Below are 26,270 nucleotides of genomic sequence, written 5' to 3' on the forward strand. Positions count from 1 at the left end.
CGACGGCGGCGCGCGCGAAGGCCGGTTGCGCAGCGCGGCCGATCGTGGCGATGCGGGTATGGGCAGATCGAGCGAGTGCTGGCGGCGGCGGGGGGCGCGGCAGGTTTCAGCGTGGGCGCGATTTGCGTTCGGGGGTACTGTCGGGAAGCTGCCGGAGAAACGCGTCGGCCAGTGCCACACAGTAGTCGAACGACGGCGTGTAGCCGAGTGTCCGGATGTCGTCGAAGCGCGGCTGTACGAAGGCACGATGCTCGTTGAGCAGACGCAAAAACGTATCGCGATGCCGAACGAGGAACGCACCTGCTTCCTTCAGGCTCTCCGGTTCTCGCTCGATGACCAGACACAGATCGAACAGGTCTCGCGCTGTCGGGCGATCGCCACGGTGCCACATTTTCTTGGCGACGATTTCCGCTGAAGTCTCGACCTTGACGACGTGATCCATCAGCATCCATTCGTCGTAGCCGGGAGACGTCAGATTTCGGGAGACCACGAAGTCGATTTCGCCGTCGGGCAGCACCAGCTTCACGAAACCGGCGTGTTCCTCATAGTCCGTCGTGATGTCGGATGCTGCGTCGCTGATGCGGGGGTTCACGTACCCGAGATACTGCGGGTCGGGTACGAAGATGTCGACGTCCTTGCTGACGCGATGGCCGTGGCGCAGCATGAGAACCGTGCCTCCCCCGAACGTCCAGAACGGCTTCGACGTGCCGTGCTTCCGTATCTCGTCGACCAGCGTCAGCGCGTGACGAAAAAGGCCTTGCCACGGGCCGTCGGGCAAGGCGGATGGTGCGGTCATGCCCATACCTCCCGATACAGGTGAAGATCCTTCGACCAAGCCGCGAGGTTTTTCCAGATGGTCCGGAGCGGGGTGCCCGAGCGTTCGGCGGCTTCCTCGGCCGCCTTCACCACGACAGGCAGCGGCACCTCGTCGAGGATGACGGAGAACTGCGATTCGTATCCTGCCGGAATGTGTCCGGTGGTCAACGCGTCGGCCAGCAAGCGCTCGGTCAATTCGCCCTTGTAGCTGACGTTCGCGCTCACAACGGCTTTGTGGAGGCCGTTGTGAGCCTGTCGCGGCAGCGCCAGGAGTTCGATGCCGAGCACGCTGAGCAACGGGATCAGCTTGTTGATCCCGAGATCCTTGACCTTGCCGGCTTCGAGCTGGTTGACGGTGAACCGAGACAGCCCGGCGAGCTTGGCAAGCTGGGCCTGTGTGAGGTCGAGTTCCGCCCTTCGTTTTGCAACGGCCTGACCGATTTCATAGAGTTGCATGTCGACCTCCCGGCGCACGTTTAGCGCCCTTTGATGTAAAGTATATCTTACATTTCAGGATGAGCTATTGGCTCCGAGTCATTGCTTATGCGGTATAGGTCGCATGGACAATACCGCCGAAGCCGCGTCGGAGGAGACTCTCCATCGATCGCCTGTATAGGGTCGTTACACCGCGGATATCTGAAAAACACGCTCTGTGTCAGGCGTGCGTCGCGCAGGGTAAACACCGAAAAACCACGAAAATCCTGCCACGTGGCCGTATTTCAAACACCATCCCTTCCTTTTCGCCCCCCCGGCCTCACTCCACCTCGTCCCCGCGTGTTCCCGCTTGCGCTCAGAAATTGAGCGGTCTAGACTGCATCGCAGTTCCATCGAAGTCCCCGTCTTTCGCGCACCGCGCCGCGCGTTCCGGCGCACCGCCCCCCACCGGACGCCGGCGCTTGCCCGCCGCGTCGAGACCTTCAAGGACACGCCATGAACCGCACTGCAAAGCTCCTCGTTACCGCGCTGGCGTTCGCGCCGCTCGTGTCGTTCGCGCAGGACACGTCGACGATCCGCTGGGGCATCGACCCCACGTATCCGCCGTTCGAGGCGAAGCAGCCCGACGGTTCGCTCGCCGGCTTCGACATCGACCTGCGCAACGCGATCTGCGAGCAACTGCATGCGAAGTGCGTGTGGGTCGAGCAGGGCTTCGACGGGATGATTCCGGCGCTGCGCGCGCGCAAGTTCGACGTGATCATGTCCGCGATGACGGCCACCGACGAGCGGCTCAAGCAGATCGACTTCTCGAACAAGCTGTATGCGTCGCCGGGCGCGCTCGTCGCGCCGGTTGGCTCGAAGCTGCTGCCGAACGCCGCATCGCTCGCGGGCAAGCGCGTCGGGATCGACCAGGGCACGACGCAGGAGGCGTACGCGAAGGCCGAATGGGCGACCAAGGGCGTGACGATCGTCTCGTACCAGAACCAGGACCAGGTGTACCAGGATCTCGTCAACGGTCGCCTCGACGCGACCTTCCAGGACAAGACGCAGGCCGGCTACTCGTTCCTGAAGACGCCGCGCGGCAAGGGCTACGCGTTCGCGGGCCCCGACGTGACCGACGTGCGGATCACCGGCTACGGCGTCGCAATGGGCGTGCGCAAGGGCGATGAAGCGATGAAGAAGCGGCTGAACGACGCGATCGTCGCGATCCGCGCGAACGGCACGTACCAGAAGATCGCCGCGAAATATTTCGACTTCGACATCTACGGCGCGAAGCAGCAGCTGACTTCCGCACCGTGATTCCGTGATCCCGTGATTCATTCAATCGACAGGCACACCATGACGAGTATCCAGGACCGCGTCGCGCAAGCCGTGACCCCCGACCTGATCGCCGCGTTCCGCGAGGAAGGGGCGGTCTGCATCAAGGGCATCTTCTCGCCCGACGAAGTCGGCGTGCTGCGCGCCGGCATCGACGCGAATCTCGCACGGCCGAGCACGCGAGCGAAAGTCGCGAGCCGGCCCGACGATCCGGGCTGGTTCTTCGAGGATTTCTGCAACTGGCAGCACAACGACGCGTATCGCGACTTCATCGTGCGCTCACCGGCGCCGTCGGTGGCCGCCGCGCTGATGGGCACCGAACACGTGCGGCTCCATCACGACCACCTGCTCGTGAAGGAGCCCGGCACGCGGCAGCGCACGCCGTGGCATCAGGACCAGCCGTACTACAACATCGAAGGCGACGACAACGTCAGCATGTGGATTCCGGTCGATCCGGTGCCGCTCGAATCGACGCTGGAATTCGTCGCGGGCTCGCATCTCGGCCCGTGGCTGATGCCGCGCACGTTCATGGACAAGGAAGCGAAGTGGTTCCCGGAAGGCAGCCTCGCGGATCTGCCGGACATCGAAGGCGATCGCGCGGCATTTCCTATCCGTCGCTGGGCGCTCGAGCCCGGCGACATGGTGTGCTTCCGGATGCTCACGCTGCATGCGTCGGGCGGTACGCAGAACCGCCGCCGCGCGTTCTCGATCAGGTTCGTCGGCGACGATATCCGTCATGCGCCGCGCCGCTGGAAGACGTCGCCCGATTTCCCGGGGCTCGCCGAGCAGTTGCCCGACGGCGCGCCGCTCGATCACCCGCTGTTTCCGGTCGTATGGTCGCGTGGCGCGGGGCAGGCCGGCGCGATCTGACGCCGGCGGGCGTGCATGACGGGCGCGGCGGCCGTTTGCTGACGAAACGGCCGCCGGGTGTTTGCATGCGTGGGAACAGGATCAGGTCGGGTGGCGTCCGGCGCCCGGCTTGAAGCGCGAGCCGAGCCGGTAGCGGTTGCCCGGATGCAGGAAGTGCACGAACGTGACGGGTTGCCCGTTCGTCCAGGTGCGGCGCGTGAGCGTGAGGCACGGCTCGTCGGCGCGCATGTCGAGCAGCCGCGCCTGTTCGCCGGTCGGCAACGACGCATCGACCACGTGCTCGATCTCCAGTTCGTCGTGCGACACGTTGTTGTACAGGTACTCGGACGGCGGCTCGACCTGGAAATCCTGGTCGATGAAGCCGGGTGCGGCGGCCGGGTTCACGTAGCGATCCTCGAGCTGGATCGGGCGGCCGTTTTCCTCATGCACGCACACCACATGAAACACCGGCGTGTTGACCGGCAGGCCGAACGCGGCCGCGACGTCGAAAGACGCGGGTTCGCTCGACCGGCTCAACACGCGGCAGCGATATTCGTGCCCGCGCGCGCGGATTTCGTCGCGGATGTGCGCGATCATCAGCAGGTTCGACTGCGGCTTCACCTCGGCGACGAAGGTGCCGACGCCCGCGATGCGCTTCAGCACGCCTTCCTCGGTCAGCTCGCGCAGCGCGCGGTTGACCGTCATGCGTGCGACGCCGAACTGCGCGGCGAGATCGAGCTCGGACGGGATGCGATCGCCGGGGCGCCAGTCGCCCGATTCGACGTTCTGGCGAACGAGTGTCTTGATCTGCTGGAACGGTGCGGTGGCCTTCGTGACCATCGGGGATCCTTGCGCGAAAAGGTGACGATGCTAGTCGTCGTGACTGACGATGACCAGGATCTCCGCCTGCGCGGTGCCGAGGCTGCGCGTGCGGTGCGGGATGAGTGCGTTGAAATAGACTGAATCGCCGGTCTTGAGTTGCACCGTCTCGTTCGGGAATTCGATTTCGACGCGCCCCTTGTGCACGAACAGGAACTCCTCGCCTTCGTGCTCGCGGAACGTCGACGCGACGAATGCGTGCGGCGGATGCACGACGAACGGCAGCATCTTCTTCGGCGCGACGCCGGCCGCGATGCTCTCGAAGCGATGTGCGTGGCTGTCCGCTGCCGCGCCCATCGCCGTGCGCTCGCCCGCGCGCGTGACCGTGATCAGCTCGCGGTTGTGGCTTTCCGAGAACAGCTGCTCGACGTCGACGTTCAGCGCTTTCGACAGCTTCAGCGCGACCGCGATCGACGGCACGCTCAGGCCGCGCTCGACCTTCGACAGGTAGCTCTTGGTGAGGCCCGTCTCGTCGGCCAGCACGTCGAGTGTCCAGCCCTTCTGTTTTCTGAGCAGTTTCAGGCGAATCGTCATGGGGCGCCAGGTGTCCTTCGAAAAACCGATTGTAGCGCATGACACACAGTGTCATGTGGTGTATTGTGTGTCATGTTTCTCCGGGAAAGCGGCCGCGGACGGCGCGACCGACCCGATCCAATCAGGAGGTGAACATGGCGGAAACGCTGAATCTGACGAAGGAGGCACTGGTCGCGCTGGCGGAGCGGCGCCTGGACAACGCGGTGGGCGACAGCGGCTGGTCCGCGCGGCAGAAGCTCGCGCTCACGTGCCGGATCCTGTTCGACGCCGGCCACGATTCGGGCCTGGCCGGGCAGATCACCTGCCGCGCGGGTGACGCCGGCACGTACTACACGCAGCGGCTCGGGCTCGGTTTCGACGAGATTTCGGCGGCGAACCTGCTGCGCGTGAACGAGGATCTCGACGTCGTCGATGGCGAAGGCATTCCGAATCCGGCCAACCGGTTCCATACGTGGATCTACCGCGAGCGCCCGGACGTGAACTGCATCATCCATACGCATCCGGCGCACGTCGCGGCGCTCTCGATGCTCGAGCAGCCGCTCGTCGTGTCGCACATGGATACCTGCCCGCTGTACGACGATTGCGCGTTCCTGAAGGACTGGCCCGGTGTGCCGGTCGGCAACGAGGAGGGCGAGATCATTTCGAAGGCGCTCGGCGGCAAGCGCGCGATCCTGCTGTCGCACCACGGCCAGCTCGTGGTCGGCAAGACGATCGAGGAAGCATGCATTCTCGCGCTGCTGATCGAGCGGGCCGCGAAGCTGCAGTTGCTCGCGATGTCGGCCGGCGAGATCAAGCCGGTGCCGCCGGCGCTGGCGCGCGAAGCGCACGACTGGATTTCGAAGCCGAAGCGCGATGCGGTGACGTTCGACTACTACGCGCGCAGGGCGTTGCGTACGCACCAGGACTGCATCGAATGAGCGGGCGATTCGCCACGGTCATGTCAGATCATCATTGAGGAATACCTATCGTGTCCATCCTGTTGAAAGGCATCATTGCCTACCCGGTTACACCGTTCTCCGCCGACGGCGCCATCGACCTGAAAACGCTCGAAGCGCTGATCGAGCGCCTGATTGCCGACGGCGTCCACGCGATCGCGCCGCTGGGCAGTACCGGCGAAAGCGCGTACCTGTCCGATGCCGAATGGGAGGCCGTCGCCACCGCGTCGATTCGTGCGGTGCGCCGGCGCGTGCCGACCGTCGTCGGCATTTCCGATCTCACCACGGCGGGCGCGGTGCGCCGCGCGCGCTTCGCCGAACAGGCCGGCGCCGATGCGGTGATGGTGCTGCCGGTGTCGTACTGGAAGCTCGCCAACGACGAGATCGTCGCGCACTATCGCGCGATCGGCGACGCCATCGGCATCCCGATCATGCTGTACAACAACCCCGCGACCAGCGGCGTCGACATGTCGCCGGACCTGATCGCGACGATCTGCCGGAGCGTCGACAACGTGACGATGGTGAAGGAGAGCACCGGCGACATCGGGCGGATGCACCGGCTCGCGCAGCTGAGCGACGGCGCGATTCCGTTCTACAACGGCAGCAATCCGATGGCGCTCGCCGCGCTTGCAGCGGGCGCAGCCGGATGGTGCACGGCCGCGCCGAACCTGAACGCGGCGTTGCCGCTGGCGCTGTTCGACGCAATGCGCGTGGGCGACCTGGCGCGCGCCAGGACGGTCTTTCATGCGCAGCTGCCGCTGCTGCAGTTCATCGTGAACGGCGGGTTGCCGGTGACCGTGAAGGCCGGGTTGCGCCTGCGCGGCTTCGATGCGGGCGAACCGAGGAAGCCGCTGATGCCGCTCGGCGACGCGCGCACGCGTGAACTCGAACGCTTGCTCGCAGCGCTGCCCGACGGGGTGACGACATGACCGATGCGGCACGGCCGACGATCTCGGCCGCCATCGGCGCGGTGCGGATCGGCAAGAGCCGGCCGCTGGCCGGCACGCCGCACGCCAGCGCGATCGACAAGCAGCCGGTCGCCTCGCGTGTGTGGCTGGGCACGCTCGGCTTTGCCGGCGACGACCAGGCCGATGCGCGGCACCACGGCGGCCCCGACAAGGCGGTCCACCACTATGCGCACGATCACTATGCGTGGTGGTCGGCACAGATCGGCGCGCGCGACGTGTTTGCGCAACCGGGCGCGTTCGGCGAGAACCTGTCGACGCACGGCGTGACAGAGCGCGACGTGTGTCTCGGCGACGAATTCACGCTGGGCGGCGCCGTGCTTCAGGTGTCGCAGTCGCGGCAACCGTGCTGGAAACTGAACACGCGTTTCGATCATCCGCGGATGGCCGCGCTCGTGCAGCAGAGCGGCCGGACGGGCTGGTACTACCGCGTGCTGCAGGAAGGCTGGGTGGCGCCGGGCGACGTGCTGGCGTTGCATCGGCGCGGCTATCCGCAATGGCCGCTGTCGACCGTGCTCGACGTGCTGTACCGGCGCACGCTCGACATGGCCGCGCTCGATGCGCTGTGCGACGTGCCGATACTGCCGCCCGGCTGGCGCAAGATGCTCGACAAGCGCCGGGCGGAGCGGCAGGTCGAAGACTGGACGAAGCGGCTCGAAGGGCGTTGACGGGCCGCGTGGCGGCCAGGGACAGCCCAAGCCCGTTTTCAGCGTGAACAGGCCTTGGCTCAGTGGCTCGGCAGTTCCCGCACGTCCGCCGTCGGCGCCGAGCCGAACGCATCGCTCAGCGCATAGCCGATCAGTTGTCGCGCGGCCGCCTCGGGCGTCGCGAGTGCGCCGCTCGACTTCAGCTGGTCGAATTTCTCGCGCATCGGGAAGTTGTCTTCGCTGGTCGAGCGGATCGTCGCCTGCATGTCCGTATCGACGACGCCCGGCGCCACGCTGCAGATCCGCAGCGCGCGGTTCGCGTCGAGCGCGACGGCGCGCGCATGGTGATCGAGTGCCGCCTTGGTTGCGCAATAGATGCTCCAGCCCGCGTACGCATTGCGTGCCGCGCCGCTCGACACATGCAGGATCCGGCATTCCGTCGTGGCCGATGCCGCTTGCGTGAGCGCGGCCGACAGCATCAGCGGTGCCGCGACGTTCACGCCGACCGCGCGCGCGACGATTGCCGGGTCTTGCGCAGCGAGCGGGCCGATCGGATCGACGATGCCCGCGTTGTTGAACAGCAGCACGAGCGACGCGCCGTCGACGAAGCGGCGTAGCGTGTCGCCCGCCAGCCAGGCCGCGACGGACGACGTGTCCGACAGGTCGAGTTCGATTTCGGCGAACCGGTCGCCCGCTTGCGATCCGAGCGATGGATGGCGGCTGCGCGACACGCCGAGCACGGCGACGCCTTCCAGCAGCAGTTGTTCGGCGAGCGACGCGCCGAGGCCGCGCGTGTGTCCGGTGACGATGGCGCGCACGTGCGGAGCGGAAGAGGATGCGGTCATGGCGGTGAGTGGTTCGAAGGGGTGAACGGGATGAGCGGCGTCGACGAGCGGTGCACAGGCGTGGCGGCAACGCGTGCGGGACAAGCGATGCGTGGTGTGGCGTGCGAATGCGCTCGCGCGCCGCCGCGGGCGTCAGGGTGACGCATATCGTAGCGCCCGCCTGCGCGTCGCGCAAACGCCGCCGCGTGCAGGGAAGCGGAATCCGCCGCACGGCACAGGCCGGCCGATAGGTTGGACGAACGCCTGCTGCGGCAAGTGCGCGCGCCCGCACGCTGCGCGGCGCCGGCTACGCGACGCGAGCTATCATATGGCTCGCCCGTGCGCGATGCCGGACGGGCCGCGACCGTTTCCCTTCACCTGCTGCACGCTGCGACGCCACTCATGAACACCACGCCGGATATGCCCACGCCACGCGCCCTTCGCGAACTCACGCCCCTCGAGGCCCGCATTCTCGGTGTGCTCGTCGAGAAACAGCACACGGTGCCGGACACCTATCCGCTGTCGCTGAATGCGCTGACCGCGGGCTGCAACCAGAAAACCGCGCGCGCGCCGGTGATGAACGTCAGCGAGGATGAAGTCACGACCGCGCTCGACGGGCTGAAGCACCTGAGCCTCGTGATGGAAGGCAGCAGCAGCCGTGTGCCGCGTTTCGAGCACAACATGAACCGCGTGCTCGGCATCCCGAGCCAGGCGATCGCGCTGCTGACGATCCTGCTGCTGCGCGGCCCGCAGACGGCCGCCGAACTGCGCCTGAACAGCGCGCGCCTGCACGGTTTCGCGGATATTTCGTCGGTCGAGGCGTTCCTCGACGAGCTCGCGGCACGCGCGCAGCCGCTCGTCGTCCGGCTGCCGCGTGCGCCGGGGGCGCGCGAGAACCGCTGGATGCACCTGATGTGCGGCGAAGTGAACATGGCCGACTTCGCGAGCGCGGATGCCGGCGGCGCCGATTCCGTGCCGCCTTCGGAATTCGAAGCGCTGAAGGCCGAACAGAAGCGCCTCGCGGATGAAGTGGCGCGGCTAAGTGCGCTGGTTCAGCGGATGGCCAGCGAGCTGGGCATCGACGTCGACGCGCAACGCGACGCGTCCTGACATGAGCGGTTGCGGTGCGTGAGCATTGCCCGGCCCCGCCGCCACGCGGCCGGGCCGGGGCGCGATGCGGATATCGCACGCACCCCCGCGTTACTTCAGCTTGACGCCCGGTACGAGATAGCGCGAACCGCCCGGCTTCAGGATCGGCGCGAGCGCCGCAAACGAAGCGTCGAGTTGCGGCCCGAGGCACGCACCCATCGCGTGCCCGATGCCGGAGACGCTGAACGACAGCTTGCCGGGCGCATCGAACTCGAACGCCAGATATTCCGGGAACACGTCGGCGCACGCGATCGAATCGCCGCTTCCATCCGTCGCGCGAGTGCCGGATTCGCCCTTATCGCGCAGCCGCGTGATGAAACTCACCAGTGCGGGGCTCGTTGCCGGGTCGCCATCCTTGCCTGCCGTAGTCGCGTCGATCACGCGATTCCAGTCGAGGTACGTGCCGCGCAGCAGGTCGAACGTGACCGGATCGTAGTGATTGTTCGGATGGGCGCCGCCGCAGTACGTACTGCCCGATTCCACGATGCCGAGTACCGCAGGCGACAGCCACGTGACCGTCACCTGTTCGTCGTCGTAGCCGCCGAGCGAACCGGCCGCCGGCTCGTCGTCGGTATAGCGGGTCGACGCGCATTCGAGCGCGGCGAGATTCTTCTGCCAGTGCTGCTGCTCGAGCAGGCGGTTGACTCGCGCCATGACCGCCGGATCGGGATGACGGCTCAGACGCGGATACATGAGCTCCGTGCGCGGATCGCGCCACATCCGGTACGCGACGGTGCCGTCTCCGACCTCGGGGCCGGCCGGCTGCGCGTGCCCGGCGAGCTTCAGCGTTGCATAGGGCGCCTGCCGCATGTCGATGGCCACGCCGCTTGCGATGCCGCTGCCGACGCCGCCGGCGATGCGGTTGGTGATCGCTTCGACGGAGCCGGGCGCAACCGCGCCGGGATCGTATTCGGCGATGCGCCGCAGCGCGAAATTGCGCGTCTTGCCGGTGCGCGCGTCGGTCCAACGGCCGCGATAGCCGGCCTTGTCCCGCGTACCCTGCCAGGTGGCGGCGGCATGATCGAAATTGGCTTGCTCGCTGAATCCCAATGGAACGCGCGCATCGTCCGGCAACTGCGTTCGCACGAGCGGTTCGATCAATTCCGCGGGCGTGCCGTGCAGTGGAATATCGACGCCGTACTGCGCATAGAAGTAGCGGCCCGAGATTGAACCATCCGCAGCCGGGCGATCGTCGAGTTCCATCACGACGGCGCCGGCGCCTTGCAGCGTTCCTTCGTAGACCGTGCGCGGCGCGGCGTCCGCGAAGCCCGCGCGCAGCGCGATCAGCGCCAGCACCATCCTGATCAGCGGGTGCATCACCAGCGGCACCCGGTTTGTTCGGAGGCGTCGACGTCCAGTGCCCTGCCGAACGCGGTCTGCTTGCCGGTACGCGCGCTGGTATAGGTCATCGAATAGATCATCGCGCCCTGCGACATCATCTCGTACCGCCCATTGATCCTGCCGTCGACCATCTCGACCCAGGTCGTCGTGAACTGGTGCGGTCGGTCCTCGGCGAGCACTTCCTCGTCCACGTGCTCGACCACCAGCGGCAGGGCCGTTTTTGCTTTCGCATAGCGGACCATGCCACCCGACCAATTGACGGCGTCGTCGTAGTAGGTGCGCATCTCGAAGCGCACGGGTTTGTCGCCGTCCGATTTGAAGCAGTACACCTCGGTGGAGACCGTGGCGAACGCGGGCAGCGACGCGCAGAGCAGCAGGGCGGCAAAGGTTTTTTTCATGATGGGCCGGTGAAGAATGAAGTACGGCATTATCCGAGCACGATCCGCGTGGCGCCCGCATCGACGAGCCGGAACAGCAGATCTTCGACGGCCGTCTCGGGCGCGGAGCCGAGATCCGTATCGACGCGCCACCCCTGTTCCGTGCGAACCGGTTCCGACAGGTAGTGAACGATCCCGTGCAGGCCATCTTCGGCCGGCGTGTTTTCGTCGTCGCCATCGAACCACGCAAAGAACCACGTCTTGAACGCGTCGACGGCCGCGCCTTCGTCGAGACCGCCGGCCTCGATCGCGGCCCAGTCCCACACGAACGGGCGAATCGACACGGCCGCTGTTTCGAGGTCGAATGCCAACGGCTCGAACGCCAGCTGCGTGGCGGAATCGACCCTCGCCGGATGGCCGGCCGATTCGCCTTCGGTCGCGATGATGTCGGCCCGGCACGGCAACGCGAGCGGCCCTTCGGCGGCGAGCGTACCGTCGGCACGCCGGTAGGCCGGTTCGACGATCACGGCCGGTTGTGCAGCGGCTTTCGCGAGCAGGTCGGCATACGGTTGGCGGATGGCGCGGAGCAGTTCGGAGACGGTCATCGTGGCGTGTCGGTTGGGCAGGGAGCGATCGGTTACAGGCAAGCGGTGCACGGCGCGGCCTTCGGTACCGGACAGCCGTGATCGTACGGCACTTCGACAAGACACGGACAGTCGGCCGAACGGCCGGCGCGCCCCGCATCGCGGGGCGGCGGGTCTAGACGTTTACCTTCAAACAAGGGAAAACGCCCATCGAGTACGTGCGCGTTGTGCTTCAATTGATGCGGTTTGTACTCCTACTAAAACGACAGATTCAGAACAAGCCGGATTACTCATTCACAGGAGACAGTCGATGGCTCGGAAACGGTCTTGAAGCGGTACGCATGATGGTCTGCAACACCGCCGAACTTCCTTCGATGCAAGCAGGTTATCCCAGGGGCTCCAACCATGTCCTCCAGACGTTTCATGATGGCCGCGGCGGCCGTGTCCGCCGCGCTGGCCGTCGCCGCACCGCCGGCCAGCGCCGCCGCGCAGACCGTGTCCGACCCGTTCTACACGTACACCGGCGCCACGCCGTTGGCATCGATTCCACCGGGCACGGTGCTCAAGACGCGCAGCGTCACCTATCACGTGGCCGGCATCCCCACCGCGCTGACCGCGCAGCAGTTGCTGTACCGCACCCAAAACGCGCTGAACCAGCCGGTCGTCAACGTGACGTCCGTGATCCGGAGCCAGGTCAGCAACGGCCAGGCGATCTCGTACCAGTCGGCCTACGATTCGCTGAACCCGTACGACGAGCCGTCGCAGGTGATCGCCGGCGACCGCGACGTCACGAAGGTCATCAACGTCGGCACGCTGCTCTACAGCGCGGAATCGATTCCGCTGTCGACGCTGCTGCTACTCGGCTACAACATCATCGTGCCCGATACGGAAGGCCAGACCGCCGACTTCGCCGCCGGCCCCGAATACGGGATGACCACGCTCGATTCGATTCGCGCGGCGCTCAATACGCCGTCGACCGGCCTGACCCCGTCTAGCAAGGTGGCGATGATCGGCTATTCCGGCGGTGCGATCGCGACGAACTGGGCCGCGCAGCTCGCACCGAGCTATGCGCCCGAGATCAACCGGCAGCTCGTCGGCGCGGCGGAAGGCGGCGTGCTGGTCGATCCCGCTCACAACCTGCGCTACGTCGACGGCAGCATCGTCTGGGGCGGCGTAGCCGCGGCCGCGCTGGCCGGGCTGTCGCGCGGCTACGGCTTCGACCTGACGCCCTATCTCAGCGATACCGGCGTCGCCGTGTTCAAGGACATCCAGAGCCAGTCGCTCGCGTACATCCTGCCGAAGTACACGGGGCTGCACTGGGGCACGCTGTTCAAGCCGCAATACGCGAACGACATCAACAGCATTCCCGTGTACGTGACGTATGCGAACAAGGTGAATGCGGGGCTGGCTGCATCGCCGACGATCCCTATGTTCATCGGCCAGGGCACGGCAGGCGCGCTGGATGGCACGTTCAGCAGCCAGGTGGGCGACGGCGTGATGATGGCGTACGACGTGCGCGCACTGGCGCAGAAGTTCTGCGCGAGCGGCACGCCGGTCACGTACAACGAGTATCCGCTCGAACATGCGGGTGCGATCGTGCCGTGGGTGGCCGGCATGCTGCCGTGGCTCTACGACCGTTTCAACGGGAAAGCCGCGCCGAGCAATTGCTGGCTGACGTCGCTGCTGCCGAGCAATTCGCTGGCGCCCGAAACGCTGCATTAGGGCCTGTTCACGCCGATAACGGGCTTGCGAACGAGCCTTGCAGGCTGCAGTGCAAGAAGCAAGGAGCGCCGCATGCGACGCGGCGCATGGCCGGGCGACCCTGCGCGGGTCGCTTTTTTCTTTCGCCTTTTGATCTCCGTCGCGCGGCCGTCATGCAGCCGCGCTCGCTCCCCCGCCGCAACCCGCCGTCGTCCCGCCCGGGTGCCATAATCGAGCCTGCCCATCATTCCAGACGTCCCCGGAGAATCACCATGCAGAACCTCGACAATCCTTCCCACGATCGCGAGGTAGGCAGCGCCGACGCGACGCAGGACACCACGCGCATCGACGACGTCCGCATCGGCGCCGTGCGCCCGCTGATCTCGCCGGCGCTGCTGCTGGACGAGCTGCCGGTGCCGCCCGCCACGCAGACGCTCGTCGAGGATACGCGCCGCGCAATCGGCGACATCCTGCACGGCCGCGATGACCGGCTGCTGCTTGTCGTCGGCCCGTGCTCGATCCACGATCACGACCAGGCGCTCGACTATGCGCGCCGCCTGAAGATCGCCGCCGATGCGCTGAAGGACGACCTGCTGATCACGATGCGCGTCTACTTCGAGAAGCCGCGCACGACGGTCGGCTGGAAGGGCTACATCAACGATCCGCGTCTCGACGACAGCTTCCGCATCAACGAAGGGCTGCGCGCCGCGCGGCAATTGCTGCTCGACATCAACGCGCTGGGCCTGCCGGCGTCGACCGAATTCCTCGACCTGCTGAGCCCGCAATACATCGCCGACCTGATCGCGTGGGGTGCGATCGGCGCGCGCACGACCGAGAGCCAGAGCCATCGCCAGCTCGCGTCGGGCCTGAGCTGCCCGATCGGCTTCAAGAACGGCACCGACGGCGGCGTGCAGGTCGCGTCCGACGCGATCGTCGCCGCGGCGGCGAGCCATGCGTTCATGGGGATGACGAAGATGGGGATGGCCGCGATCTTCGAGACGCGCGGCAACGACGACGCGCACGTGATCCTGCGCGGCGGCAAGAACGGCCCGAACTACGACGCCGAACATGTCGAGGCGAGCTGCGCGGTGCTGCGCAAGGCCGGCTTGCGCGAGCAGGTGATGGTCGACTGCTCGCATGCGAACTCGAACAAGTCGCACGATCGTCAGATCGACGTTGCGCAGGATCTCGCGCGGCAACTGTCGCAGGGCGAGCAGCGAATCGTCGGCGTGATGGTCGAGAGCCATCTCGAGGCCGGGCGCCAGGACCTGAAGCCGGGCGTGCCGCTGAAGTACGGCGTATCGATCACGGATGCATGCCTGAGCTGGACCCAGACGGAACCGGTGCTCGACGTGCTGGCCGACGCCGTGCGGCAACGGCGCGCGCGGTCGTGCAACGCGTGACGCAGGCGATGCCGACATGAGCGATTTCCCGTCCGACGACGCACCGGCCATTCCGGGCGAACCCGCTGCTTCCGGTATGACGGCATCGACGGCACCGGTACCGCCCGGCAAGCTGTACACGATGGCGGGCGTCGGCTGGGCGGCATTGCTCGGCTCGCCGCTCGCCGGCGGCATCCTGCTCGCGGCGAACGCGCGGCGTCTCGGCCACCGCGCGCTCGCACGGCGGCAGATTCTCGTCACGGCACTCGTCACGCTCGTGTCGATCGTGCTGTACGCGGCGGTGGCGATACCGGAAACCTCGGTGGTGCCGCACGCGCTCGTGCATGCGGTCGTCGTTGCCGGTCTCGCCGGGACGATTTTCCATGCACGGCACGCGCAACGCGCGGCCGTGGACGCGCACCGGGCCGCCGGCGGCGCGCTGCAATCGAACTGGCGTGCGGCGGGCATCGGCCTGCTGACGCTGCTCGGCGTCTGGCTGTCGATTGCCGTGGCGATCGTGGCGCTGGGTATCGCGGGCGTGTTGAACTTCGACAACGACCTGCGGCTCGTGCGCGACTATCCGGCGCCGGCGGAGCTGCATCTGCCGGCAGGATGGCGGGTCGCGAACCAGCCGGAGGATCGCGGCGACGCGACCTACCGGATCCGGCGTTTCAGGTTCGGGCTGATGTCGGCGGGGATCGAGTTCGTCATCGGCGACAGGAGCGACGATACGCTGTCGAGCTTCTGCGACGAGATGGTCGATGCGGTCAAGGACGGTGGCAGCGCGATCGAATGGTCGCACGCGGAGAACGGCACGATAGCGGGCCGGCCCGCAATGACGTGCGAGCACAAGGGGGCGTTCAACGATGAAATCGTGCACCAGGCGGCCGTGGTGACGTCCGGCGACACGAAGACCTGTGCGCTGATCTACACCGCGCGCGAGGAAAACTACGCGCGTTACCTGCCGGAGTTTGACCGCGTTCGCGATTCGTTGCGGTGTCCGTAATGTCGCCGTCGCGCGGCGCGCGTGGCGGGGGCTGCGTCATCGCGTCCGATGCAGCGTTGCGCGAGTGGCGCTAACATGGGCCGGTGCGATGCGCCGTGCTTCACGCGGCGCAGGCATGGAGGCGGCTTGGCCGGCCGCCGACACCGACAACAATTCACCGGAGTACATGACAGCATGGCTTTCTACAAGACCCTCATCGCAGCAACCGTCCTCGCATCGAGCGTCAGCGCGCACGCGCAGATCGCGGGTGCGCAGCCGATCAGCGTGACCGTCGAGCAATCGCAGGCGCTGCTCGAAGGCTGGAGCGTGAAGAAGAGCGTGCTCGGCAAGGCCGTCTACAACGACGACAACCAGAAGGTCGGTACCGTGCGCGACCTGATCGTCGCACCGGACGGCTCGGTGTCGGCGGCGATCGTGTCGGCCGGCGGCTTCCTCGGCGTGGCCGCGCACGACGTCGCGGTGCCGATCGCGTCGCTCGACGTGCGCAACGGCAACATCTACCTGCCGGGCGCGACGAAGGATGCGCTCAAGGCGACGCCCGCGTTCCAGTACGCGAAGGTGCCGTCGCCGCCGAAGCCGAAGAAGCTCGACGACAAGCACTGATGCATGCGGCCCGGCACGTGCCGGGCCACGCCGACCGCGGGCGATGAATGGCCCGCGCGTCGGCGCGATCGTTGGAGGCCGGGCGCCACATCATGGCGGCGAACGGACTACGTTGACGATCGATGACGATGTGGCTGCATTGCCGCTGCGCATCCGGCGCGAATCGGTATCGTGATTCACGCCGCACCGCGAATGCCTGCGATCAGCTTGCCGTCACCTCCCCGCCCACCCACAACCCGTCGAACCCGAACGCGACCGGCCCGCTCAGGAACACGCTGTCAGTGCCGTCCCATTGAACGGTGACGTCGCCGCCGTCGCACTCGACCCGCACGATTTCGTCGAGCAGCCCGCGCCGGATGCCGTTGACCACCGCCCCGCACGAACACGATCCCGAACCGAGCGGCACGCCGCCGCCGCGCTCCCAGATGCGCAGGCGAATGTGCGTGCGATCGATGACCTGAACGAAATGCACGTTGGTCTGCCGCGGAAACAGCGAATGCGTTTCGATGGCCGGGCCGAGCGCCGCGACATCGATCGCGCGGAGGTCGTCGACGAAGAACGTGCAATGCGGATTGCCCATGTTGCACGCGGCCGGTGCGCCGGGCAGCGGCAGCGCGAGGGTGTCGAGCGCCTCGGCGAGCGGCACGTCCCGCCAGCCGGTGAGCGGCCTGCCCATCTCGACGGTGATGAGGCCGCTCGCCTCCGTCGAGCACACGAGATACCCGCGGGGAGTCCGCAGCACGAGCGACGACAGGCCGGTTTCCCGCATCAATCGCCACGCGACGCCGCGTGTCGCGCTGCCGCAGGTGTCGAGCGGCGAGCCGTCGGCGTTCCAGAACGCGACGCGGGCCGCTGCGTCGTCGCAGTCCGACACGACCGCGAGCTGGTTGAAGCCGATGCCGCGATGGCGGTCGCCCATGCGCCGCACGAGGTCGCCATCGATCGCGTGCGCTCGATCCTGACCGCGCAGGTCGACGATTGCGAAGTCGTCGCCGTTCGCGTGCATTTTCTGAAATCCGATCGGCATGGCGGTTCCGGTATCGAGGCAGGCGATCACTGTACGGTGCGCGCGGGCCGGGATCAAGGCGGTTCGGGCGCGGGGCCATGCCGCGCCGTGAGATTCGCGGCGCCCGGCGCACGCCGCGCCGCCCGATTGCCGATCCCGTCGTTGCAACGCCGCCCGGGTTCGTCACGCGCTACTTGGGGGACACCCCAATGCCGAAGCTGATCGTAAGACATGTAATATAAATGAAAGATAAATTCGGATTTGTCTGTAGTCGTGACGCCGCGCGGTCACGCAACGGATCCGACCCTCCGCCGCGCGCCATCCTCGCCTTCAACAGAATCGCCTCATGGAACAACTCGTCGAATCGCTCAACGGTGTCATCTGGAGCCCCGCGCTCATCTTTCTCTGCCTTGCCGCGGGGCTGTACTTTTCGCTGCGCACGCGCTTCGCGCAGGTTCGCCATTTCGTCGAGATGCTGCGCCTGATGCGCGGCAGCAAGGCTTCGGCGGAAGGCGTGTCGTCGTTCCAGGCGCTGGCGATGTCGCTGTCGGGGCGCGTCGGCACGGGCAACATCGCGGGCGTCGCGACGGCCATCACGTTCGGCGGGCCCGGGGCGATGTTCTGGATGTGGCTCGTCGCGTTCCTCGGCGCGAGCACCGCGTTCGTCGAATCGACGCTGTCGCAGATCTACAAGGTGCGGCGCGAAGGGCAGTATCGCGGCGGCCCCGCGTATTACATCGAGAAGGGGCTCGGCGTCCGCTGGTATGCGGTGGCGTTCGCGATTGCCACCGTGCTCGCGTGCGGGCTGCTGCTCCCGGGCGTGCAGGCGAACGGGATCTCGTCCGCGATCGAGAATTCCTTCGGCATCGCGAAGCCCGTCACGGGCGCGGTGCTCGTGCTGCTGCTCGGGCTCATCATCTTCGGTGGCGTGAAGCGGATCGCGCGCGTCGCGGAAATCGTCGTGCCGTTCATGGCGCTCGGCTACATCCTGATCGCGTGCGTCGTGATCGCACTCGACATCGAGCGCCTGCCGGGCGTCGTCAAGCTGGTGTTCGAAAGTGCGTTCGGCTTCGAGGCCGGCTTCGGCGCGGTGCTCGGCATGGCGATCCAGTGGGGCGTGAAGCGCGGCGTCTATTCGAACGAAGCGGGGCAGGGCACGGGCCCGCACGCGTCGGCTGCCGCCGAAGTCACGCACCCGGCGCAGCAGGGGCTCGTGCAGGCGTTCTCCGTCTACGTCGATACGCTGTTCGTCTGCTCGGCGACGGGCTTCATGATCCTGATCACCGGCGCGTACAACGTGGTCGCGCCGGGCGGCCGTACGCTGTTCTCGGGCGCGGCCGGCGTCGAGGCCGGCCCCGGCTACACGCAGATGGCCGTCGAATCGGTGCTGCCCGGTTTCGGCGCGGCGTTCGTCGCGATGGCGCTGTTCTTCTTCGCGTTCACCACGATCCTCGCGTATTACTACATCGCGGAAACCAACGTCGCGTACCTGAGCCGCGCGCGCAGCAGCGCCGCCGGCACGTTCGTGCTGCGCGCGGTGATCCTGCTCGCGACGCTGTACGGCGCGGTGAAGAGCGCGAGCGTCGCGTGGGCGCTGGGCGACATCGGCGTCGGGTTGATGGCGTGGCTCAACATCGTCGCGATCCTGCTGCTGCAGAAACCGGCGCTCAAGGCGCTGCGCGACTACGAAGCGCAGAAGCGCGCAGGACGCGAGCCGTCGTTCGATCCCGCCGCGCTCGGGATCGCGAACGCGACGTTCTGGGAGAAGCCGGCGGCGGCGAGCGGCGCGCGCGAAAGCCGGGCAGAGCCGGTCGTGGCAGCCGAGCGGCAGTCGTAGGAAGGCATCCCGTGGCGGTGCGCCGTCTGCGAGGATGGCGGCCGCGCAATGCGGGAATCATGCGTTTCACACCAGCGGCCGGCACCTCTGTTGCCGGCCGTTTTACATCGTGCCGCGCCGGGCAGCCCGGCGCGATTCCCTGTCTCGAGATTCGCGATGAACGGCACGCACACGTGCATCAGGCGTTCGTCCCGCTCGCGTGCCGCGTGATTGGCTGGAAACAATGCAAGGCGCCGCCCGATCGATTTCGCGACAGCCTCCGGGAGACCTGGGAATCTCCCCTGGGTCGCGAGTGGACGTCTTTGTGTGGCGGCGAGATTTCTAGTTGTCGTTGACTTCGAGAATCGTGTCCAGACGTTCTTCAGTCGTAAGCCAGCGGCATCGCTCGGGCTCGCCCGAGTCGCGACACTCGCTCACCTTGTGGTCGACCCAAACTCGCTCCTCGATACGCAAACCCCGAGCCCGATTCTCATCGTTATTTTTTGCGTAGCGGGAGAGAATGCGCCGGTAGTTATCGTTGAGAGCCCGATCGGCGCGCTGATAGAGCCAGTTGTAGGGGCGCGCGGGATCAAATGAAGGAGGGTCGGCGAGCGTGAAAATTTCGTCCGGGTTGTTGGAGAACCAACCGTTGGCGACTCCCGCGAGCATTTTGACCGATCGCTGCGAAGGTGGAAGTACGAATATGGAATTCCACGTCAATACCACCCAGTCATGATCTCCACGCGTATCCAGAATGCGCACTTTGACCGCCTTTACCGGGCTTCCGTTTTCCCAGACATGAAACGCGGCACAAGGCCCTACCACGTGCTGTTCGTCACCGTCGAACCGCGCAACGCAACTGCCGGGAGCAGGTAGCGACGTCCTGGTCACTCGACCGTAGCTGTCCTTGTCGGCGTCGGTGTCCGTCATCTTCACAAGCAAGGACACGCGCGGCGAATTTTCGTCGACGTGAACTGCCTCGACTTCAAGATGCAGAGTGGCCTCCGCCAGGGCGTTCGCAGAGAAAAGCGCGCAGATACCGGCGAGCGCCGAAACGGCAAGTCGAGCGGAATACATAACCGATGACGAAAGGTTAACAAGAACGGAATAGCCCGGCCTCGAGCACCCAGGGATCTTAATGCTCGCGAGCGGAATTTTCAAAGCATCGGAAAAGCGGGGCAAGCGTGCGGCAAGGAGATACGCGGTACCCGCACCCCTGGCGCGCCGTCGAGCATATCGGAGCAACCTGACGGCGCCAGAAGCGTGTGTCAATGGCTACGCCAGGGATCGCACGCGGGCATGTCCTGCCAGCGGTTGTTCTCCCGGCTTTCGCCTTCGCCCGGGAGAGCGGCCCGAATGACACTCGCCGATACGGGCCGATCGGCTCGACGCGAACATGGGCGGACGTATCAGGCAAGGAGCACATTCATGCAACCCGACGCCGCCCGTTGGGTTGCATAAATTTGTTCTTGCCGCTGCCCCGTCAATAGGGCGATTCCAGGATTTTGAGAACAAATTCGCAGAAGGAGGTTTTGCAAGAAATTGTGCTTTTTCCAAGCAATCTTGGCAATTTTGTAACTATTCCAGACTTTTATGCTCCGATCCTGTTGTCCTCGAACGGGTAACCGTATTCAGCGAGACGTTGCCTGTCTAATTTGGGCGGCAAGAGCGGACGAAATGGCGATCGGCTTCGATGTCGGCGACATAGATCGAGAGACTCCAATCGACGGGTGATAGCGATGCCATTCGGCATCGATTTCATAAAATGACCCGGAGAAGGTGCGGAGCATTGTATTCAATAAAATTAATATTTCTGAAGAAGAGTGGTGGTCTTTATCAACATCAAGTTGATGTGATAGCGGGCACGCGCCGAGTTCATGCGGATTTGTGGCGATCGACCGTTATTGGTCGAATCGACCGAAAAGGTCGTATATCGAAATTCAGCGTTATTCGGGATTATTTGGTATCGACACGATTTCGGGTTTGAAATTTTTGAAAAATCATCCCCTTCCTCCTACGATCAATTAGTCTTGCAACAGATGTGACAACGATGGTCGCCGGTCCACCGAATACATCGTTACCTCGACAGGCTGGAGAGCAAAATGGCAGATGAGGAATCAGCTGAGCACCCGCTGTTTTCAGAGCGCATCGTGCGAGGACGGTCGATTGATGTGTCTCAATGGGCAACGCCTGATGTCGGTGCGATGACGGACTCGCGTCGAGCACTCTACTTCGCAAGAAAGCGAGCAGTAGAGATGTATCTGTCCAACGCTTCGTCAGAGTCGATCAAGCAAGCGACAGCGCTGAGCGCCAAGCAAGCGTATCGCCTGATCAGCGAGCGTTGCCTGGAGACACATGAGGATGGGCGCGAGTTCGGTTGGCGAGGTTTGATTCCCTACGAGCGAATGAAACCGTACCGCCGGATCCATCGGATTCGGGTAGACAATTATGGTGGGGGCGCAGTTGGGGCGATGCAGACTCTTCTCGATGCGCATCCAGAGCTCAGGGCGGCGTTCGATGCCCGAATTCTGACGATTCCGCGCGCCGGCCACCTCACCGAAATCAAGCGTGCGAGAACACGCCATCAAAGCTGGTTTCTCGACCAGCTTCGCGTTCTCGGCTATGAAGTGCGAGAGGAATGGCCTTTCAATACAGTTAGCCGCGGGTATTTCTCGATCAGACGGTACGTCGAGAAGGTATTGTTGGCGAATCCCAAGGCCATGGCGCACGAAGCCGGCGGTCCGGACCTGGTCAAGAAACTGGCGACCGGTGATGGGACCAACCGTCCGGTTTCACGGTTTATGCAGCGTGTGGAGATGGACGCACACAAGACCGATGGCCGGTTTTGTGTATTGCTTCCGCAGATTGGCGGTGGCTTTCTGGAGAAGATCGTTCACCGGCTCTGGGTCGTCGTGTTGCTGGAGGTGGTTTCTCGAGCAGTGATCGGCTACTACGTGAGCCTTGCACGAGAAGTATCCAAGGAAGACGTATTGCGGGCAATTAAGTGCGCGCTGACTCCCTGGGAGCCGAAGCCGGTGACGTTTTGCGACGAAGCGTACCTGCCTGGTGCCGGGCTTTTGTCATCATTGGGCCCTGAATATATCGGTCTGTGCTGGGATGAAACCAGTGTGGATGGCGCACTTGCCGGGACATGCCTCCAGGTTCGAGGTGCGCTCCAAGATGTCGTGGGTGCGAAGCTTCTTGAGCCGACGAACTCATTCTCGAAGCGGCGCAGCAAGGACGACAGGCCCTTTATTGAGACCTTCTTTCGGAATTTGGGCGGAAAGGGTTTCCAGCGGCTATCCAACACGACTGGCTCGAAGCCCGAGGGGCGCAAGGGCAGGGATCCCGAGGCCATAGCGTTGACGAGCCGCTTTCAGTACGAATATGCGGAAGAACTGCTCGATGCTCTGATCGCAAACTACAACGTTCAGCCCCACAGCGGCATCGGCAACCGCACGCCGCTCGAGTATGCGAAATTCCTGTATCGCCATATGGCGTCGGCACTTCGGCATGTCGACTCCACGATGGTCGATTCCATGTTCAGTGTCCGGAAACTATGTACCGTCAGAGGCGGCGCCAGTTCCGGGCGCCGACCTTATGTCGCATTTTTCAACGCGAGCTATTCAAACGAAACGCTCGGCGTACGGCACGACCTCGTCGGATCGAAAATTTGGGTCATCGCCCACCATGAAGATGATGCCAGGACTGCAATGGGCGTCACGATGGGCGGTGCGCCATTGGGCGTCCTGAGGGCGGCTCCGCCGTGGAATGGATTGCCGCATAGCGTGGCCGTTCGCACGGCCATTTGTCAGGCCAACAGGATTGGAAAATTCCAGATTCCTCCGGGGGCGGATCCGGTCGAAGCGCTGGTGCACTATTCCGAATCGCAAGCGGATAAAAAGCTCCCTGTTCATCCCGCCTATCTGGCCGCTCGCCGAATCCTGACAGCGGCCGCGGCGCAATCAGTCGGTGATGCGATGCTGGAAACGGCCCTTGTCCATGCAAGCGAAGTTGTCGATCTGCCAGGTGATTCGCATCAATATAAAGGCCGAGCCGCCGCCAAACCGAACGACACGAAGCCACCCCGCTCCTCCATGCCGCTCCCACCACGCAGAATTGCCTCCACGAGGTCGTGATGACGTTTTCGCTCCCCAAGCGCATTGATCCACGACACTGCGTCGTGACGCAGCAGTACGCGGTTTATACGCCACCGATGAGCGAGATGATTGCCCATATCGGTGACTGGATCGACCAGCAGCGACCAGGCGGCTACCTCTGGGGCGCTTCCCGGCTGGGAAAGACGCGATGCGTCAGATACTTCCTTGCTCGCGTGTTGCGCGAGCGATTCGAAATCGACCTTCCTCTGATTGTATGGATCCGCCCGGCGAACAGTCACGTCAGCGAAGCGGGCTTTTGGCAGAAGCTATTGCATGCTTCACGATTTGCCTTAGTCGATCCGACGAAGTCTGTGAAGCGGGACATCGGGCGGCATTTGTGTTTGCAGCGATTTGTTGCGATCGCCGAGTGGGCGGGACGAAATTATGTGATCTTGCTGATTGATGAAGCGCAGAGCATGACGCTACTCGAATGGCAGTGGCTGATGGGATTGCAGAATGATCTCGATGAAATGGGCTATCTGCTGAGCGTCTTTTCCATCGGTTCTCATCAACTGAATTACAAATTCGACTACTTTGCTAACACAGGGAATGCCCATGTGTCTGCCAGATTCATGGCTGCACACGAACAATGTCACGGCTTGAGGACGATAGATGAGTTGAACTATGTTTTGAACGGCTACGATATCGACTCACGATGGCCGGAGGACAGCGATGTTTCATTCCTCGAATACTTTGCCCCGGAGTGGTTTGCACACGGCAAGCGACTGGCCGACTGCGACGCCGATCTCTGGAGGGCGCTAGAAGAACTCTCGCCCGCTAATGTTCGCCGATTTTGCGAGTTTCCTATGCAGCATGTGGCCAGAACGGTAGAGGCAACACTATTTGAGCTGGCGCGAGGCGGAGACTGGAATGAAGTGACGACGTACGAAAACTGGTTGAAGCGCCTGGCCAGAACAAATTTCTCAGATCACATGCGCATCATTTGCCCGCCATCGTGATATGGAGTACCCCACATTCAACTGGTGGCGTGGATGCGTGAGACGCTACGAGTCTTCGCTCAGTGTGTTTCTGCGGTTTTGCGAGCTCAACCGCATAAGCGTTAAGCGTGCTGAAGGCATTTTGCCGATTCGCCCGCATCAGCCGTATCGATCGCCGGACGAAGAGGCGGAGCGCCTGGCTGGCGTATTGGATGAGCCAATTTCTGTTGTTCGCACAATGTTTCTCCCATGTCTCAATTTGGGTTGCGCCGGAGGCTACAGTATAACTTTTAATTTGAAAGAGAAATTAAAGGAAGTTATTCGTTTTTGTCCTGAGTGTGCAAGGTGTGGCTACCATAGCGTTTTTCATGAAGCCGCATGGCTGGAGATGTGCCCATTTCATGCCATGCCATTGCAAGTTGCCCCGCCTACTGACTATGGTCGAATTCTAGATATGAGAATTTCGGCGATACGGCGCGTTATGCGAGCACACTGTGCAAATTGGCCGCTTGTTACGGCTGGACCGATTGATCGCGGAAATGACAATATCGCCAAATCCATTCTGGACTGGGCCGAGTGCACAAATGCAGCGGGGCGGAGATTTTCTGAAATGGACTTTTTTGTTTTTAATTATAACGCGTCCTACAATCGTTCCTCATTTTTGAGGCGACTAGGGCAACTCTGTGAAATTAGTCCGCCCTCGGTTGCAGTAAAAGCGTATATGAAGAATGTGGAGGGCGAGTGGAGTAGGGAATATACGATGCTTTCGAACCCGTTGTTTTTTAAATGCTCGAAAGATTATACAAGAACGGTGTTGTCAATATTATTCGATTTTTATGTAAGAACTCAGGCGTTGTCGCCGACTCCGCCGATGTTTGTTGTGCGGTATAGGGATGCGGTAAGAAAATTACGAAATGAGCACGAGATATGTCGTTGTAAATGGGTTGGCGAGACTTCAGCTAATGGCCGGATTTCGTGGCGAATTTGTGGTTCGAGTGGGCGAAAAATCGGGGAGCGATGTCCTTACGAAATCGCGCTTGCAGAGCTGGACGGGCGATGGGGGAATTGGCGAGAAGTTGATGGGGAGCGTCGTGTAAAGCAAGAGATTGGTAGGCTCATTGCTATCGCTCAAGATCTTCGTGATTTCAAACTTGTTAAATTAAAAAGCGATCGAGCGGCAAATCGAGAGGAATATTTTGAGCGATTAAATGATCTATTGGGTAATTATACTTGGGAGGTCGATGCGTCTGTTATCGGTGCGTTGGATGCTGCTGCGATATGGCAGATTGACGCGGAGGTGCGGGAGTTAAATTATTGGTTGAGTCGAATTGACGGTGATAGCATGCCGTCGACTTTCGGTGTGTTGGGGGCGAGTGTGCACTTGCAAGAATGCAATGCTGGGATGCGATTGATGCGCTGGATATTTTGGCATCCGTCTTCGGCAATTAAATCGCTTCCGCTTCCGCTTTCGTGAGTGTGATATTGGTGGTTTCTTGGTGTTGTGTTGGGGTTGAGAAAATTCTATCTAAGAATCATATCTTTTAAAGTTATTTGTTGAAATTGAAACATTTGAGATTATTTTTGTGAATCATGTTCGGCGTGTCTTGTAAATTGCGAAGACTCTAGACTTCGGTATACTATGCAATTTTTGGGAGGATAAGTATGGCAACGTATCAAGAATTGAAAGCGAAGGCCGAGGATCTGCTTCGTCAAGCCGAAGCAGCGCGCGAGGCTGAACTCGAAACGGTGTTGGCAGAGGTGCGCGCACGTGTGGCCGAATACGGTTTGACCGCGGAGCAGATTTTTGGGCGCAAGCGGCGCGCGCAGGGGCGACGTTTGGGCGATGCCGTCGCGCCTAAATATCGGGATCCCAAGACTGGGGCGACTTGGTCCGGCCGCGGTCGTGAGCCTTCGTGGATCAAGGGAAAGCGAAGGGAGCGATTCGCGATCGCAGCGGAACGCCATTGAGGTGGCGTTCGGATGATGAGAGGGTGCCCGCTTATGTT

25 protein-coding genes are annotated in these 26,270 nt (G+C 63.5%); 15 read left to right on the forward strand and 10 right to left on the reverse strand.

Annotated features, from left to right (window positions below):
• Positions 1-106: 106 nt before the first annotated feature.
• Both LGN17_RS13470 and LGN17_RS13475 read right to left on the reverse strand, forming a co-directional pair.
• Positions 107-796, reverse strand: coding sequence for a nucleotidyl transferase AbiEii/AbiGii toxin family protein (locus tag LGN17_RS13470; RefSeq protein ID WP_226197249.1), 690 nt, complete (start codon positions 794-796; stop codon positions 107-109).
• Positions 793-1,272: a helix-turn-helix domain-containing protein gene (locus LGN17_RS13475; protein WP_226197250.1), complete on the reverse strand. Its 480-nt coding sequence runs from the start codon at positions 1,270-1,272 to the stop codon at positions 793-795. The genes LGN17_RS13470 and LGN17_RS13475 overlap by 4 nt, the downstream gene beginning before the upstream one ends.
• A gap of 474 nt (positions 1,273-1,746) precedes the next feature.
• Between LGN17_RS13475 and LGN17_RS13480 the strand changes: the two genes are divergently transcribed.
• Positions 1,747-2,550, forward strand: a complete 804-nt coding sequence (locus LGN17_RS13480; protein ID WP_175965197.1) for an ABC transporter substrate-binding protein — start codon at positions 1,747-1,749, stop codon at positions 2,548-2,550.
• Between the two features lie 39 nt (positions 2,551-2,589).
• On the forward strand, positions 2,590-3,438 hold the full coding sequence (locus LGN17_RS13485; RefSeq protein ID WP_175952715.1) for a phytanoyl-CoA dioxygenase family protein: 849 nt from the start codon (positions 2,590-2,592) through the stop codon (positions 3,436-3,438).
• Positions 3,439-3,519: 81 nt separating this feature from the next.
• On the opposite strand, the gene hutC is transcribed toward LGN17_RS13485, so the two are convergent.
• Positions 3,520-4,257, reverse strand: coding sequence for a histidine utilization repressor (gene hutC / locus LGN17_RS13490; RefSeq protein WP_175952714.1), 738 nt, complete (start codon positions 4,255-4,257; stop codon positions 3,520-3,522).
• A gap of 30 nt (positions 4,258-4,287) precedes the next feature.
• Positions 4,288-4,830, reverse strand: a complete 543-nt coding sequence (locus LGN17_RS13495; RefSeq protein ID WP_175952713.1) for a helix-turn-helix domain-containing protein — start codon at positions 4,828-4,830, stop codon at positions 4,288-4,290.
• A 134-nt stretch (positions 4,831-4,964) separates the two neighbouring features.
• Between LGN17_RS13495 and LGN17_RS13500 the strand changes: the two genes are divergently transcribed.
• Genes LGN17_RS13500 through LGN17_RS13510 form a run of 3 tightly spaced genes read left to right on the forward strand, consistent with a single transcriptional unit; the run spans position 4,965 to position 7,398 of the window.
• Positions 4,965-5,747 carry an aldolase gene (locus LGN17_RS13500; protein ID WP_226197251.1) on the forward strand — a complete coding sequence of 261 codons (783 nt, stop codon included), beginning with the start codon at positions 4,965-4,967 and terminating at the stop codon, positions 5,745-5,747.
• Between the two features lie 50 nt (positions 5,748-5,797).
• A complete protein-coding gene (locus LGN17_RS13505; RefSeq protein ID WP_226197252.1) occupies positions 5,798-6,694 on the forward strand; it encodes a dihydrodipicolinate synthase family protein in 897 nt (298 codons plus the stop codon).
• Positions 6,691-7,398, forward strand: coding sequence for an MOSC domain-containing protein (locus LGN17_RS13510; protein ID WP_226197253.1), 708 nt, complete (start codon positions 6,691-6,693; stop codon positions 7,396-7,398). Before LGN17_RS13505 ends, LGN17_RS13510 begins: the two co-directional genes overlap by 4 nt.
• Positions 7,399-7,457: 59 nt before the next feature.
• Here the strand turns inward: LGN17_RS13510 and LGN17_RS13515 are convergent, their stop codons facing one another.
• On the reverse strand, positions 7,458-8,222 hold the full coding sequence (locus tag LGN17_RS13515; protein ID WP_226197254.1) for an SDR family oxidoreductase: 765 nt from the start codon (positions 8,220-8,222) through the stop codon (positions 7,458-7,460).
• 381 nt (positions 8,223-8,603) lie between these two features.
• Here LGN17_RS13515 and LGN17_RS13520 point away from each other — a divergent pair, with 381 nt between their 5' ends.
• Entirely contained in the window at positions 8,604-9,311 is a 708-nt protein-coding gene (locus LGN17_RS13520) for a YceH family protein (RefSeq protein WP_226197504.1), read from the forward strand.
• Positions 9,312-9,401: 90 nt separating this feature from the next.
• Here LGN17_RS13520 and LGN17_RS13525 read toward each other — a convergent pair whose 3' ends face one another.
• From LGN17_RS13525 to LGN17_RS13535, 3 genes are read right to left on the reverse strand one after another with little or no spacing between them, the layout of a single operon-like run.
• Positions 9,402-10,667, reverse strand: a complete 1,266-nt coding sequence (locus LGN17_RS13525) for a DUF4163 domain-containing protein (RefSeq protein ID WP_226197505.1) — start codon at positions 10,665-10,667, stop codon at positions 9,402-9,404.
• Complete coding sequence (locus tag LGN17_RS13530) at positions 10,667-11,119, reverse strand: hypothetical protein (protein ID WP_226197255.1); 453 nt, start codon at positions 11,117-11,119, stop codon at positions 10,667-10,669. Before LGN17_RS13530 ends, LGN17_RS13525 begins: the two co-directional genes overlap by 1 nt.
• Positions 11,119-11,673, reverse strand: a complete 555-nt coding sequence (locus LGN17_RS13535) for a hypothetical protein (protein WP_226197256.1) — start codon at positions 11,671-11,673, stop codon at positions 11,119-11,121. The genes LGN17_RS13530 and LGN17_RS13535 overlap by 1 nt, the downstream gene beginning before the upstream one ends.
• Positions 11,674-12,057: 384 nt before the next feature.
• Here LGN17_RS13535 and LGN17_RS13540 point away from each other — a divergent pair, with 384 nt between their 5' ends.
• The 4 genes from LGN17_RS13540 to LGN17_RS13555 all read left to right on the forward strand — a co-directional run bounded on the left by LGN17_RS13540 (position 12,058) and on the right by LGN17_RS13555 (position 16,344).
• Positions 12,058-13,374 carry a lipase family protein gene (locus LGN17_RS13540; protein WP_226197257.1) on the forward strand — a complete coding sequence of 439 codons (1,317 nt, stop codon included), beginning with the start codon at positions 12,058-12,060 and terminating at the stop codon, positions 13,372-13,374.
• Positions 13,375-13,625: 251 nt separating this feature from the next.
• A complete protein-coding gene (locus tag LGN17_RS13545; protein ID WP_226197258.1) occupies positions 13,626-14,756 on the forward strand; it encodes a 3-deoxy-7-phosphoheptulonate synthase in 1,131 nt (376 codons plus the stop codon).
• Between the two features lie 16 nt (positions 14,757-14,772).
• A complete protein-coding gene (locus LGN17_RS13550; protein ID WP_226197259.1) occupies positions 14,773-15,741 on the forward strand; it encodes a hypothetical protein in 969 nt (322 codons plus the stop codon).
• Positions 15,742-15,915: 174 nt separating this feature from the next.
• Entirely contained in the window at positions 15,916-16,344 is a 429-nt protein-coding gene (locus LGN17_RS13555) for a PRC-barrel domain-containing protein (protein ID WP_174917872.1), read from the forward strand.
• Between the two features lie 202 nt (positions 16,345-16,546).
• Here LGN17_RS13555 and dapF read toward each other — a convergent pair whose 3' ends face one another.
• Positions 16,547-17,371 carry a diaminopimelate epimerase gene (dapF, locus tag LGN17_RS13560; RefSeq protein WP_226197260.1) on the reverse strand — a complete coding sequence of 275 codons (825 nt, stop codon included), beginning with the start codon at positions 17,369-17,371 and terminating at the stop codon, positions 16,547-16,549.
• 325 nt (positions 17,372-17,696) lie between these two features.
• Between dapF and LGN17_RS13565 the strand changes: the two genes are divergently transcribed.
• On the forward strand, positions 17,697-19,187 hold the full coding sequence (locus tag LGN17_RS13565; protein ID WP_226197261.1) for an alanine/glycine:cation symporter family protein: 1,491 nt from the start codon (positions 17,697-17,699) through the stop codon (positions 19,185-19,187).
• Between the two features lie 321 nt (positions 19,188-19,508).
• On the opposite strand, the gene LGN17_RS13570 is transcribed toward LGN17_RS13565, so the two are convergent.
• On the reverse strand, positions 19,509-20,243 hold the full coding sequence (locus LGN17_RS13570) for a DUF1311 domain-containing protein (RefSeq protein ID WP_226197262.1): 735 nt from the start codon (positions 20,241-20,243) through the stop codon (positions 19,509-19,511).
• Between the two features lie 1,025 nt (positions 20,244-21,268).
• Between LGN17_RS13570 and LGN17_RS13575 the strand changes: the two genes are divergently transcribed.
• The 4 genes from LGN17_RS13575 (at position 21,269) to LGN17_RS13590 (ending at position 26,232) form a co-directional block, all read left to right on the forward strand.
• Entirely contained in the window at positions 21,269-23,305 is a 2,037-nt protein-coding gene (locus LGN17_RS13575) for a transposase (RefSeq protein WP_226197263.1), read from the forward strand.
• Positions 23,305-24,285: an ATP-binding protein gene (locus LGN17_RS13580; protein ID WP_226197264.1), complete on the forward strand. Its 981-nt coding sequence runs from the start codon at positions 23,305-23,307 to the stop codon at positions 24,283-24,285. The genes LGN17_RS13575 and LGN17_RS13580 overlap by 1 nt, the downstream gene beginning before the upstream one ends.
• A 37-nt stretch (positions 24,286-24,322) precedes the next feature.
• Positions 24,323-25,738: a TniQ family protein gene (locus LGN17_RS13585; protein WP_226197265.1), complete on the forward strand. Its 1,416-nt coding sequence runs from the start codon at positions 24,323-24,325 to the stop codon at positions 25,736-25,738.
• A gap of 188 nt (positions 25,739-25,926) precedes the next feature.
• Positions 25,927-26,232 carry an H-NS family nucleoid-associated regulatory protein gene (locus LGN17_RS13590; protein WP_012339141.1) on the forward strand — a complete coding sequence of 102 codons (306 nt, stop codon included), beginning with the start codon at positions 25,927-25,929 and terminating at the stop codon, positions 26,230-26,232.
• The last annotated feature ends 38 nt before the right edge of the window (positions 26,233-26,270 follow it).

It is taken from the genome of Burkholderia sp. AU30280 (assembly GCF_020420125.1).
Taxonomy (GTDB): domain Bacteria; phylum Pseudomonadota; class Gammaproteobacteria; order Burkholderiales; family Burkholderiaceae; genus Burkholderia.

What these genes read in the sequence shown, in the direction of transcription:
- LGN17_RS13470 (WP_226197249.1), bottom strand. Translation starts at nt 796, where the DNA reads ATGACCGCACCATCCGCCTTGCCCGACGGCCCGTGGCAAGGCCTTTTT.
- LGN17_RS13475 (WP_226197250.1), bottom strand. Translation starts at nt 1,272, where the DNA reads ATGCAACTCTATGAAATCGGTCAGGCCGTTGCAAAACGAAGGGCGGAA.
- LGN17_RS13480 (WP_175965197.1), top strand. Translation starts at nt 1,747, where the DNA reads ATGAACCGCACTGCAAAGCTCCTCGTTACCGCGCTGGCGTTCGCGCCG.
- LGN17_RS13485 (WP_175952715.1), top strand. Translation starts at nt 2,590, where the DNA reads ATGACGAGTATCCAGGACCGCGTCGCGCAAGCCGTGACCCCCGACCTG.
- hutC (WP_175952714.1), bottom strand. Translation starts at nt 4,257, where the DNA reads ATGGTCACGAAGGCCACCGCACCGTTCCAGCAGATCAAGACACTCGTT.
- LGN17_RS13495 (WP_175952713.1), bottom strand. Translation starts at nt 4,830, where the DNA reads ATGACGATTCGCCTGAAACTGCTCAGAAAACAGAAGGGCTGGACACTC.
- LGN17_RS13500 (WP_226197251.1), top strand. Translation starts at nt 4,965, where the DNA reads ATGGCGGAAACGCTGAATCTGACGAAGGAGGCACTGGTCGCGCTGGCG.
- LGN17_RS13510 (WP_226197253.1), top strand. Translation starts at nt 6,691, where the DNA reads ATGACCGATGCGGCACGGCCGACGATCTCGGCCGCCATCGGCGCGGTG.
- LGN17_RS13515 (WP_226197254.1), bottom strand. Translation starts at nt 8,222, where the DNA reads ATGACCGCATCCTCTTCCGCTCCGCACGTGCGCGCCATCGTCACCGGA.
- LGN17_RS13520 (WP_226197504.1), top strand. Translation starts at nt 8,604, where the DNA reads ATGAACACCACGCCGGATATGCCCACGCCACGCGCCCTTCGCGAACTC.
- LGN17_RS13525 (WP_226197505.1), bottom strand. Translation starts at nt 10,667, where the DNA reads ATGCACCCGCTGATCAGGATGGTGCTGGCGCTGATCGCGCTGCGCGCG.
- LGN17_RS13530 (WP_226197255.1), bottom strand. Translation starts at nt 11,119, where the DNA reads ATGCCGTACTTCATTCTTCACCGGCCCATCATGAAAAAAACCTTTGCC.
- LGN17_RS13535 (WP_226197256.1), bottom strand. Translation starts at nt 11,673, where the DNA reads ATGACCGTCTCCGAACTGCTCCGCGCCATCCGCCAACCGTATGCCGAC.
- LGN17_RS13540 (WP_226197257.1), top strand. Translation starts at nt 12,058, where the DNA reads ATGTCCTCCAGACGTTTCATGATGGCCGCGGCGGCCGTGTCCGCCGCG.
- LGN17_RS13545 (WP_226197258.1), top strand. Translation starts at nt 13,626, where the DNA reads ATGCAGAACCTCGACAATCCTTCCCACGATCGCGAGGTAGGCAGCGCC.
- LGN17_RS13550 (WP_226197259.1), top strand. Translation starts at nt 14,773, where the DNA reads ATGAGCGATTTCCCGTCCGACGACGCACCGGCCATTCCGGGCGAACCC.
- LGN17_RS13555 (WP_174917872.1), top strand. Translation starts at nt 15,916, where the DNA reads ATGGCTTTCTACAAGACCCTCATCGCAGCAACCGTCCTCGCATCGAGC.
- dapF (WP_226197260.1), bottom strand. Translation starts at nt 17,371, where the DNA reads ATGCCGATCGGATTTCAGAAAATGCACGCGAACGGCGACGACTTCGCA.
- LGN17_RS13565 (WP_226197261.1), top strand. Translation starts at nt 17,697, where the DNA reads ATGGAACAACTCGTCGAATCGCTCAACGGTGTCATCTGGAGCCCCGCG.
- LGN17_RS13570 (WP_226197262.1), bottom strand. Translation starts at nt 20,243, where the DNA reads ATGTATTCCGCTCGACTTGCCGTTTCGGCGCTCGCCGGTATCTGCGCG.
- LGN17_RS13575 (WP_226197263.1), top strand. Translation starts at nt 21,269, where the DNA reads ATGGCAGATGAGGAATCAGCTGAGCACCCGCTGTTTTCAGAGCGCATC.
- LGN17_RS13580 (WP_226197264.1), top strand. Translation starts at nt 23,305, where the DNA reads ATGACGTTTTCGCTCCCCAAGCGCATTGATCCACGACACTGCGTCGTG.
- LGN17_RS13590 (WP_012339141.1), top strand. Translation starts at nt 25,927, where the DNA reads ATGGCAACGTATCAAGAATTGAAAGCGAAGGCCGAGGATCTGCTTCGT.